The 2,932-nt window shown below is 67.7% G+C and carries 3 protein-coding genes; 1 reads left to right on the forward strand and 2 read right to left on the reverse strand.

Annotation, left to right across the window (positions count from 1 at the left end; all coding sequences use genetic code 11):
• Positions 1-103: 103 nt before the first annotated feature.
• Positions 104-1,411: a pectin acetylesterase-family hydrolase gene (locus tag FKP22_RS26005; RefSeq protein ID WP_141290724.1), complete on the forward strand. Its 1,308-nt coding sequence runs from the start codon at positions 104-106 to the stop codon at positions 1,409-1,411.
• Between the two features lie 108 nt (positions 1,412-1,519).
• On the opposite strand, the gene FKP22_RS26010 is transcribed toward FKP22_RS26005, so the two are convergent.
• Together FKP22_RS26010 and FKP22_RS26015 are read right to left on the reverse strand one after the other, a co-directional pair.
• Positions 1,520-2,143 carry a TetR/AcrR family transcriptional regulator gene (locus FKP22_RS26010; RefSeq protein WP_141290726.1) on the reverse strand — a complete coding sequence of 208 codons (624 nt, stop codon included), beginning with the start codon at positions 2,141-2,143 and terminating at the stop codon, positions 1,520-1,522.
• Between the two features lie 77 nt (positions 2,144-2,220).
• Positions 2,221-2,932: response regulator (locus tag FKP22_RS26015; protein ID WP_310733381.1), on the reverse strand; the 712-nt coding region annotated here is incomplete at its 5' end.

Below are 2,932 nucleotides of genomic sequence, written 5' to 3' on the forward strand. Positions count from 1 at the left end.
ACGAAGCCCAACTGAGCCAGCAGCTGCGCACGCTGCGCGGCCAGGTCTATGCCGGCAACAGCGGCAACAACACAAACACCGGCACCACCGGAGGAACCCAACCGTGAACCCTGCATCCACTGCGCCCATGCCCGTGCGGCGGCGCCTGTCTTCCCGCTGGCTGGCACGCGCCAGCGCCCTGCTGGCGCTGGTCGTGCTGCCGGCCGCCCATGCCGGCTATTTCAACTGGGACATGGTGGAGCTGCCGCCGGAATCGGGCGCCTCCTGCGGCAACGGCACGCCGTACCGCTTCTTCGTCAACCGCACGCCGCTGAACCACAACGTCTCGCTGACCTTCGAAGGCGGCGGCGCCTGCTGGGACCAGGACGCCTGCGAAGGCAAAGGCCCGTACAGCGCCAGCAACCCGAACGGCATTCCGCCCGACTACATGCACTCGCTGCAGACCATGGCCGCAGGCGGCCTGGTCACGCCTTTCACCTCGCGGCTGGACCCGTTCCAGAAAGTGCGCACGCAGGACTGGACCATGGTCTACCTGCCGTATTGCACCGGCGACGTGCACGCCGGCAGCAAGGTCTCGGTCTACGACGATGTCGACCCCTCGGCACCGCGGGTGCAGCACCACGCCGGCCTGGCCAACATCCGCGCCGCCGCCTCGTGGCTGCGCAGCAACCTCGGCCGGGCCGACGACCTGCTCGTCGGCGGCTTCTCGGCCGGCGGCGTCGGCTCCACGGTCAACTATGCGACCGTGCGCGACACACTGGCCCCCAAGGGCAAAAGCACGCTGCTGGCCGACTCGGGCCCGCTGTTCAACGCCCCGCGCGCCAGCACCACCTCGTCCACCCAATACCCCTCGCTGCCGCTGCACCAGAAGATCCGCCCGGCCTGGGGCCTGGATGAGCCCGGCGGCATGATCCCGCGGCTGGCCGCACGCCTGCCGGCGCTGGATGTCAACAACCTGGGCAGCCTGAACACCGGCCTGGCGCGGGCCTATCCGCAGGACCGCTTCGGCTACCTGGCCTTCGAGACCGACAACGTCTTCTCCGGCTTCAGCTACCTGGACTTTCACCCCGAAGTGCATGCCAGCGACCCCGAAGTTCAGAAGCAGCTGGTCAACCAGCTCTGGCGCACCGACCTGGCCAACTGGCTGCCCACGCTGGCGGCAGAGGCCAATGTCGACTACCACGTGCCCTTCTTCCGCGACTTCAACGACGCCCACTGCCTGAGCATCGTCGACTTCTCCGGCACCGGCGTCGAAGAGCTGGGCGTGGCCTCGGTGCTGCCCTTCTTCGACAACCTGATGGACCGCGGCCCGGTGCAGCGCAACTACGAAACCGACCAGGTCTCTGACCTGTCGCAGACCTTGAGCCCGATCATCCAGCTCTTGAACTGGCTCGAAAACCTGTTTGTCTGAACGGCGCTTTGCTGGCCGGGCGCTGTGAAGCAACGCTAGACGGCGCACCAGCGCAGCCGGCGCCGGGCCGCCCCAAGGCGGCTGCGCCAACCCGCCCGGCGGGTGGTCTCACGTACCCGTGGGACCGGGTGCTCCATTCAACCCACCGAAGCAGGTCTGCAGCAACAGCTCGATGATGCGTTCATCGCTGTACTGGCCGGTCGCCTTCAACACCGGCAGCACCGGGTCGCAGGCGCGGGCAAACAGGGTGTAGAGCACCAGCTCTGGCGGCAGCGAATCGTCCAGTGAGCCTTGCTGCTGGGCTTGGACGATCCATTCGCCGAGTTGCTCGCTGACCTCGTTGAGCCGCGTCAGGTAGGTCTCGTGGCCCATCAGCGTGGTGCGCAGGGACGAGTTCTGCGAAGGCAGGGAGGGCATTTCGCCGGCCAGCTGCAACTGCATGGTCCAGCGTGCCACGGCCTTGAGCCGGCCCAGCGGCGTGGGCTCGGTGGCGGGCAGCGTGGCCATGAAGGCCTGCGCCAGCGTCAACACCCGGACCATGGCCGCGGCGGCCAGCTCTTCCTTGGAGGCGAAATGCCGGTACAGGCTGGCCTTGGCAATGCCCACGTCGGCGGCCACTTCGTCCACCGTCATCAGGTCAAAGCCTTTTTCGGCCAGCAAGCGGTTGACCGACGCCACGATGGCGTCTTCCCGCACCTTCAACACCTGCTCGCGAAACGAAACCTTGGCCATTGCCACATTCTATGACTGGCGAGTCAAGTTGCGACTGAGCGGTCACTTCGCCCTTGCCGCACCGATGCCGCGCAGCCTCAACGCCGCCCGGGCGGCCCGCTCGGCGTGTCGACAATGCTGATGAAGCCGCGCTGCAGCGCAATCACCACGGCCTGCGTCCTGTCGGTGGCGCCCAGCTTGGACAGGATGCTTTTCATGTGCGTCTTGACCGTGTCCTCGGACAGGCACAGCGCATCGGCGATCTGCCGGTTGGTGCCGCCCTGCTTGAGTTGGCGCAGCACCTGCAGCTCGCGCGGCGACAGCGCCTCGCCATACGAGTGCAGGCCCATCATCGCCGCCACTGCCGTCGGGATGTGGCGCTTGCCGGCATGCACCTCGCGGATCGCGTCCAGCAGCTCCTTGCGCACCATGTTCTTCAGCAGGTAGCCGCGGGCCCCCGCCTTCAGCGCCCGCAGGGCCTGCACGTCACCCTCGTAGGTGGTCAGCACGACGATGCGGGCGCCGGGGTCGTCGGCGACGATGGTCTCGATCGCCTCGATGCCGTCGCTGCCCGGCATCTGCACGTCCATCAGCACCACGTCGGGCCGGTGGTTGCGGTACTGCTGCAAGGCCTCGTCGCCATCGGCCGCTTCGGCCACCAGCCGCATGTCGGGCTGCGACATGATCAGCGAGGCAATGCCCTGGCGCATCAGCGGATGGTCGTCCACCGCCAGCAGGCGGATCGCCGCGGCGTTCATCGGCCCGCCTTCAGCCGCCGCAGCAAGCTGCGCCAGGCACTGCCTGCGGACT

It is taken from the genome of Ideonella azotifigens (genome assembly GCF_006519715.1).
Taxonomy (GTDB): domain Bacteria; phylum Pseudomonadota; class Gammaproteobacteria; order Burkholderiales; family Burkholderiaceae_C; genus Ideonella; species Ideonella azotifigens.

Coding starts and splice junctions, on each gene's coding strand:
- FKP22_RS26010 (WP_141290726.1), bottom strand. CDS start 2,143: ATGGCCAAGGTTTCGTTTCGCGAGCAGGTGTTGAAGGTGCGGGAAGAC.